The sequence below is a fragment of the Caloranaerobacter azorensis DSM 13643 genome (genome assembly GCF_900129995.1).
GTDB lineage: Bacteria > Bacillota > Clostridia > Tissierellales > Thermohalobacteraceae > Caloranaerobacter > Caloranaerobacter azorensis.
In genome coordinates this window covers 1-7,539 of record NZ_FQXO01000097.1, presented here as the reverse complement: position 1 = coordinate 7,539, position 7,539 = coordinate 1, and the positions used below count along the sequence as shown (strand labels likewise).

The 7,539-nt window shown below is 28.0% G+C and carries 8 protein-coding genes; all 8 read right to left on the bottom strand.

Translation table 11 applies throughout. The features are described from left to right. A partial coding sequence (locus BUB51_RS11445; protein WP_143153618.1) for an ABC transporter ATP-binding protein occupies positions 1 to 671 on the bottom strand: 671 nt, incomplete at its 3' end. Between the two features lie 217 nt (positions 672 to 888). Further along, positions 889 to 1,011, bottom strand: a complete 123-nt coding sequence (locus tag BUB51_RS13625) for a hypothetical protein (protein WP_278294412.1) — start codon at positions 1,009 to 1,011, stop codon at positions 889 to 891. A 43-nt stretch (positions 1,012 to 1,054) separates the two neighbouring features. Beyond that, on the bottom strand, positions 1,055 to 2,221 hold the full coding sequence (locus BUB51_RS11440) for a radical SAM protein (RefSeq protein WP_073197869.1): 1,167 nt from the start codon (positions 2,219 to 2,221) through the stop codon (positions 1,055 to 1,057). A gap of 45 nt (positions 2,222 to 2,266) precedes the next feature. Beyond that, positions 2,267 to 3,691 (bottom strand): radical SAM protein, encoded by a 1,425-nt coding sequence (locus tag BUB51_RS11435; protein ID WP_073197867.1) that lies wholly within the window; start codon positions 3,689 to 3,691, stop codon positions 2,267 to 2,269. 407 nt (positions 3,692 to 4,098) lie between these two features. Then, positions 4,099 to 4,584: a flagellar protein FlgN gene (locus tag BUB51_RS11430; RefSeq protein WP_073197865.1), complete on the bottom strand. Its 486-nt coding sequence runs from the start codon at positions 4,582 to 4,584 to the stop codon at positions 4,099 to 4,101. A gap of 15 nt (positions 4,585 to 4,599) precedes the next feature. Continuing rightward, on the bottom strand, positions 4,600 to 4,992 hold the full coding sequence (gene fliS / locus BUB51_RS11425) for a flagellar export chaperone FliS (protein ID WP_073197864.1): 393 nt from the start codon (positions 4,990 to 4,992) through the stop codon (positions 4,600 to 4,602). A 189-nt stretch (positions 4,993 to 5,181) separates the two neighbouring features. After that, positions 5,182 to 6,873 carry a flagellar filament capping protein FliD gene (gene fliD, locus BUB51_RS11420; RefSeq protein ID WP_073197862.1) on the bottom strand — a complete coding sequence of 564 codons (1,692 nt, stop codon included), beginning with the start codon at positions 6,871 to 6,873 and terminating at the stop codon, positions 5,182 to 5,184. Between the two features lie 94 nt (positions 6,874 to 6,967). After that, positions 6,968 to 7,333: a flagellar protein FlaG gene (locus BUB51_RS11415; RefSeq protein WP_073197861.1), complete on the bottom strand. Its 366-nt coding sequence runs from the start codon at positions 7,331 to 7,333 to the stop codon at positions 6,968 to 6,970. Positions 7,334 to 7,539 lie beyond the last annotated feature (206 nt).

Here is a 7,539-nt window from a genome sequence, read left to right as displayed (position 1 = left end):
CTAATTGGAAATATACGAATTTCCTTTGAGTATTGAACCTCATAAAATACTCTTTTAATATAGTTTAAGTGCTTTTCAAATGGAGTTAGTAACCTTTCATATTTAAACTGGCATTTACCAGATATTAAACCGAATAAGGAAGATAATAGCATAGAAATAACAGATATTAATAATAATATAGGATCTAGTGTAACGATTACACCAAATAGGGTTAAGGCGTAAACTAAACTTAATAAAAAGTCTCTTGTTGAGCTAACTACGCTTAATGCTCTAATGTCCGCTTCTTTTAAAGCTCTGGTGTATTTGTCGTAAAAGTCTGCATTTTCATAACATTCTAAATCTAAAGATGCTGCCTTTTGCATAAGCAAATTGTTAATGCCGCCTTTAATTTTATTATGAGCTCTTGGAGTTATAAATTTATAATACCATGAATAATATATACTTTTTAATATTTCAATGGAAAAGATTAATATAACGACAGTAACTATCCAAGTAAAAGGTTTTTTTTGGCTTATGAAATCGATTATATATTTTGGACCTAAAACGTCTGCTAATGGTGTTAGTATAGAACTGAATGAGATTAGTATGGAGGTAATTATATATATTTTGTAGTATTTCCAGACAAATTTTAACATAAATAAATTATTCTTATATACATCTCTAAATCGCAATTTAAAAACCCCTTTTCTAGAATTGTTTTCTATAACAAGATTCTACAAATAATATAAATATTACATTATATATAATAAATATTTTTGCCCAATTGTTAAGAAAGACTCATCACATAAAATACTGCAATGAGTCTTTCTTTTTCTATCTTAAAATTAAGATAGAATCATAATAGACGACCCCAGTACTTTTTTAATTTAAGATAAAAAGACTACAGTATTAACCTCCATTTTTTGATGAACAACAACAATCACACAAAACAAGACCAGCAATTTCTTCTTCAACGTTACCTATTTTTTCTCCTGCTAAATTTTTAAGCATTTCTAAATCCTTATTCTTCATTCTTTTCACCTCCTTTATAAAGAATCTATTCTGGAGTCATCTACTATAATGCAAACTTATCCCACACATTTTTTATTGTATTTCCATCTAGATTACCTAGATATTTGCCATTGCACAGTTCGACTGATCCATCATACTTAATAATTAATCGGTTATATAGGTTAGAACAGTTATAACAATTATTAAATTTATCTTTTACCTTGAGAACGGGCATAGTATATTGATGATATCTGATTGCTAATTCCTTAATTGTTTCTTTACAGAATAAAATCTGTTCATTATTTAATAATAAAAAATCTCGACAGCGTCCTTTCTCTTCGGCAACAAGGAAATTTATTTTAGGAATCTGATTTGTTTTACAAAACTCTACAATATCATTGATTTGTAAATAATTTTTTGTCGTTAGTACTGTATTAATATTAATTTCTATTCCTGCATCTTTTACTAATTTTATACAATTGCTTATGTCAGAAAAAGTAGTTTCACTTCCAGATAAATAATTCACAGTATCAGGCTGTATTGAATCTAAACTAAAACAAAAGCAGTCTATTAAGCTTTCATCACACAATAATTTTATAATTTGTAGATCTGGAACTCCTTTTGTTGCAATAGATAATTTAGCATTACTTCTTCTTTTTATTAGTCCAGAAATCTGTATAATATTTGGATGAAGAAGTGGTTCTCCACCAGTTAAAACCCAATCAGTAACATTTCTTTGTTCATTGACTAAAGCCTCTAATCTATCAATATCTAAAAAGAAATTATCTTTCTCAATACCATTATCAGTAACTGCTTTCTCTTTACAATATAAGCAATTTCTAATGCAATGTTTAGTCAGATATAACACTATTTCTGTAGGATATTCACTTTTCTGTTTTAAATCTTTAAATGTTCTGCACAGTTTTAAATCTTCAAAATCAAGTAATATCTCTCCTCTTTTGAATTCCTTATCAGAAATCTTTATATAATCCTTAAGTAGCTCTATCGTTTTGAATAAAATATCTTTTGCTTTTGAAACAGGAATATCATATAAATATCCAATATTTTCAATAAGCTCATCTATTCTCTTATTTTTACTGATTAAATAAAGTATGAATCCTACCTCTTTCCCTACTATAAAATATGCATCTGAATAAATATTTTTAATAATTATCCTATCTTGATAAAAAAATACCTTAACATTTTCTTTTACACCTATATAACTATTCACTTTTATCCCCTTTTCTTCTAATTTATTTTAAATAAAATATTTTTATTAATTTCTAGTATATTTATAATCATATTTACTATATGGACATAAAGGATCTATTTCGTATATTGTTCCAAAATAAATTAAACTTCTTAAGTAGCAACGTTTTAGAGAACACTCATCAAATAAATCACATTGCTCACAAAGAGTACCTTTAAATAAATCCCGCGTTGGTTTAATCATCTTCATCATATTTTCAGACTCCCATGCTTCTTTGAGTGTCATATTCCTAATATTGCCTATTCTCATAGACTTATTGGCTGTCATACCACACATCCCAAAATCACCATTTTCGTAAATAGCCATCCCTTTTCTACCACCCAAACAATACGGTCTGCTAACAGATCTAAATTTTCTAGAACCGTTGATAATATCAAGATCATAACCTAATATAAAATCCATATCTTTATATTCATTCATAAGTTGCTGCATTTTTAAATCAAAAGTTTTATAATCTTCTTTTTTAGGAAATAAATTCTCATTATGTTTCACTTGACTCATATAATATGACTGTACATGAAAACATTTGCATCCCTTTTCATGTAGAAACTTAACCATACTTGGTATATGAAAAATATTATATGAAGTAATTGTAGCCTTTACTTTATAATCTATATTATTCTTAGAAAGTAATTCTAAACTTGTGATAATATCCTTTAATCTATCTTTTGACGTACCTGTTAGTCGTTCAAAAAGAACAGGATCTATAGCATCCAAACTTATTTGAATATTAAGGTTATTTATATTTTTAATTTTATTTATAAATGTTTCAGTTATAGGCATCTTAGTAGATATATTCACTTTAATACCAACATCAGAAAAAATTTCTATAATTCTTAATATATCAGGATGCATTAAAGGGTCTCCGCCAGTTAACTCTACTTCACTAAAACCAAGTTTTCTCGCTTCAAAAGCTAATTGTTGTATTTCTTCAATATTAAGCTGATTATCATCACATAATGAATTCTTTTTATAACTTGACCCTACTGCACAATATATACAATCTGAACCACATTTTTGTGTTACAAAATATACCAAACTAACTGGTTCTCTTTTCAAATTATCTAATATATCTTTTTTAATAGTTTTATAATCTGCTACCGTAGTATTTCTTGCAATATCTATGCTATTTAAATCTGATCTTTTTAAACCACTGTTAACCTCTATAAATGATTCAAATACATCTATAAAATTCTTCATTAATTCATTTGTTTTTTCTTTTGGTATTCCTAATACATAAGAAATATCATCACATAGTACTTCATAACACCTATTGCCATCAAGCATTGAAAAAATAATTCCATGAATTAAGGACAACGTAAGTATGTTTCTTTCATAAGGATATATCGTCTCTAAAACACACCGTCCATTTTTAACCTTAACTTTATAATTATTCTTTAAAACTAAAACATCTCTACTATTAACATTCATTATAATGCGCCTCTCCCCCCATATTTTATTAAACATCTCCGTTTTTGTTAATATATTGTAAAATCGTCATTACCCTTATATTTATTCTTATAACGGAGATTGAAACTGCTTATAAGAAATGTCAATTTTAAAATATACAATAATTATAATAAATGTATAAAATTAACATAAATTCTAATTTTAACTTCAAATTAATTTCATGCTTTTATTATACAGCATTTTTTTGTGGTTGTAAATGTTAATTGTGTAATTTTTTTCCGACTTTTTTCGACGTTTTTTGCTTAATATTAGCATCGTAAAGCAAAATTCATCAGCAGCTAGATTAATATCCCCAATACCGACTAAAACATTAATATAAAAGTAAAAATCCTCAGGCTTTTGCCTGAGGATACGAATAAAGAAACACTTTATTTTTTTATATTAATAAATATAGAACTATTCATATTTCTAATTTTATAAGCATTATCATACCCTTTTACCATCTTTTTACCCTGTTTAATATTCTTTAATTTAAGCTTAAGGCTGTCAAATTCATTTTTTATCTTTTTGTTATTATCAGTTTCTATTGCCTGTACTTCTTTTAATATTAATAAAATATTATTTGTTGTTTCTTTAAGATGTTTTAAACGAGGATATTTCTTTATATCAATCATTTCAATAGAATCTATTTTATTTATAGCCTTAAATTCTTCATACTTTTCTATAAAAACACTATCTATTTTATTTATTTCATCTATCCTTTTCTGCTTCATATCTATACATTCTTGAAGCCCTTTGATATCATTCCCATTTATACATTCTGACTGCTTTTTAGTAATTTCTAATATTTCTCTAACTAAAGACAATTTTATTTCACTAAGATCAATAAGCCCTTTTATCAGATCATCTGGCACATTATCAGCTCCTAATTATTTGATAGCCTTTTTATTTTGTTTAGCTAATTTCATTGCCTCTTTCCAAGTATCTCTCAAATCTTCTACAATAGGCAATATCTCATCTAATATTTTGGAATCTTTTTTTATGTTAGCCTCCATTAGCTTGTCTAAAATAAATGTATATAAACTCCTCAAATCTTTAGAGATTTCATAATCCATGTTCAAAGTGATATTTAACTCACTAATTATATCTTGAGCTCTAACTATGGAGTTATGAGCGTTTTGTATATCTTTTTGTTCTATAAATAACTTCCCTTGTTTTACAAATTTTATTGCTCCATTATATAACATTAAAGTTAACTCTTCAGGAGTCGCCGTCATTATCGAATCTTGCTGGTACTGTGTATATGGATTTTTCACGACCATACCTTTCCATCCTTCCATAAAAATGTCTGTTAATTTTAACTATTTAAATGCTTTAAATGCTGATTATCATATTAACATATACTTTTATTAAAACCACTACGTTTTATTCTTTTTTTATTTTCAATTTTACATTTTAAATTTTAAATTCATAAAGAATAAAGAATGTTTTGCATTCTTTATTCTTTATGCTTACATTCCTCCACCAAATTGAGACATCAGCCACATACTCTGCTGGTTCATTTGCGAAATAGCTTTTTCCATAGCGGTAAACTGTCTCCAATACCTATCCTCAACTCTATCTAAATAATCATACATATCATCTATTTTATCATCAATGTTAGAAATATCCTTATCTAACATACTTATACCACTATATTGGGTTATAAAATCGATTAACATATTAGATTTTACATTTCTAAAAGTTGCTGAATCATTTCCCGGCCCTGACTTGTTGATTATTTCTTTCATTCCAGCAATCATGTTATCATAAAGCCTATTTATAAGACCGCTCTCACTTCTTTTTTGCTGAATTTCAGCGGCTGTCATATTACTTTCTGATTTAGTTCTTAACTCTTCACTAGGTTCTTTAAACAGCAATTCTAAAACACCATCAACATCATTTTGTATAGCCGTCTTTAATTTAGTTTCATCAATTACTAATTTACCACCAGTAGAACCAGAAATATAGCTTTCAGTTGTTATACCTATTTCTGTAAGCTGATCATAGGAACCAGTAACACCAGAAACCTGTTCATACAATCCACTTCTAATATTATACATAGTTCTAGATAATATCGAGTCACTTCTTAAAAGTCCACTTTTAGCCTTCTTTTCCCAGAGTTCTACTTCCTTTTCAGATAGCTGTTCTTTCTGCTCTTTAGTCAGTGGTTTATAATCTCTATATCTCTTTTCTGAAAGTTTAATACTTACCTTTTCAACAATTTCATTATATTTTTCAACAAAAGTTTTTATTTTATCATATACTGCATCTACATCAGTATCCACTTGAACTGTAAAACTTCCAGTAGACTTCAGATTGAAATTTATTCCATTTATTGTGAATTGATTCGAACTCATTACAATGTCTTTTGCTTCCCCAAAGTCTATCTGTGCATCTACTCCTGAATACTGTTGCCCATTAACTAAAGATACAGATGAACCACCATTATTATACTTTAATTGTAATTTACTCGCATCTCCTGTTATAAAAGTTCCTCCACCTGAAAACGTACTTGTATCTGTAATCTTCATCCAATTATCAGAACCTGTGTTGTCCGTCTGTAAAAAAAATCTATCAATTGTACTATCATAAACTGCTGTTACACCTAAATCCGCACTATTAATATCTTTAACAATATCGTTTAAAGATACTGTATCTAGATTAGTATATGTAAATTTCTTTTCTCCTTTATTAGTTGTAATAGTAAATTCTATTTTATCACTCACAGCTAAACCAAACTGACTAGCTATATTTGACTTATCACCAATTGATATGCTGCCGCTACTTGCTGCTGAAAAACTCTCTGCTAATCTATCAACAGTTATATTATAAGTACCTCTAACTGCACTTGAATTTGCACTAACTGTAGCTATATTTTCATTTGAAGATGTTGCACTTTTTACCCAATCTAAATTATCAACTGATCTGTTTACTAATGTACCTGTAGATGTTGTTAAAGTTAATCCAAATTCTTTTTTAGTATCTAATATAAAGTTTGCAAAATCCAAGTTGATTTCTTGATAAAGCTCTTGTTTCCATTTTATTAGCTGTTTATCCTGTTCTAATTTATCTACCTTTGTTCTTTCTGCTTTCATAAGGTCACTTACTATTTGGTCTATATCCATACCAGAAGCTAATCCACCAATTCTAAGATTATTCATATAAACACCACCTCGAAACTCGCTATTGCAAGAATTTAAAATTAAAAATTGAAAATTAAAAAAATTTTACATTACAAAATCCATTGGGATTTTGTTAAACTTTCTCATCCACTAATATACCAACCATTTCCCATAATTTTGCTACCATATCTAATATCTTCTCTGGTGGTATTTCTCTTATTACCTCATCAGTATTTGTATCAATAACCTTTACTATTATTTCTTTAGTTTTCTCATGAACAGAAAACTCAAGCCTTCTATCATATATCTTAACGCTCTTGTTTACAGTCTCTATAGCACGGATTAGTTCTTCTTCATTTACATTTTTCTGTTCATCAGTAGAAGATGTTTCAACATTCATTTCACTATTATTAACTGACTGTTTTTCTAATTTTTCAATAGTTAAAACCGGCTGAACTTTTTGTATAGAAGGTGTTGTAACAGCACTATCAATTTTCATATAATTCCTCCTTCTCCACCTTTCCTATACATTATATCGACAAAACACATTGATAACTTTAATGAAAAAATTTTCGAATTAAAAAAATCGAATATGAGGTAGATGATTAATTCATCTACCGACCTCTCACACCACCGTACGTACCGTTCGGTATACGGCGGTTCATTAGGTTAAGTTCAAACTTGAACTCTGGCTTTCGCTATTGA

Bases quoted from the DNA above. Each gene is read 5' to 3' on its own strand.
- BUB51_RS11435 (WP_073197867.1), bottom strand. From the start codon at position 3,691: ATGAATGTTAATAGTAGAGATGTTTTAGTTTTAAAGAATAATTATAAA.
- fliD (WP_073197862.1), bottom strand. From the start codon at position 6,873: ATGAATAATCTTAGAATTGGTGGATTAGCTTCTGGTATGGATATAGAC.
- BUB51_RS13625 (WP_278294412.1), bottom strand. From the start codon at position 1,011: ATGAAGAATAAGGATTTAGAAATGCTTAAAAATTTAGCAGGAGAAAAA.
- BUB51_RS11415 (WP_073197861.1), bottom strand. From the start codon at position 7,333: ATGAAAATTGATAGTGCTGTTACAACACCTTCTATACAAAAAGTTCAG.
- fliS (WP_073197864.1), bottom strand. From the start codon at position 4,992: ATGGTCGTGAAAAATCCATATACACAGTACCAGCAAGATTCGATAATG.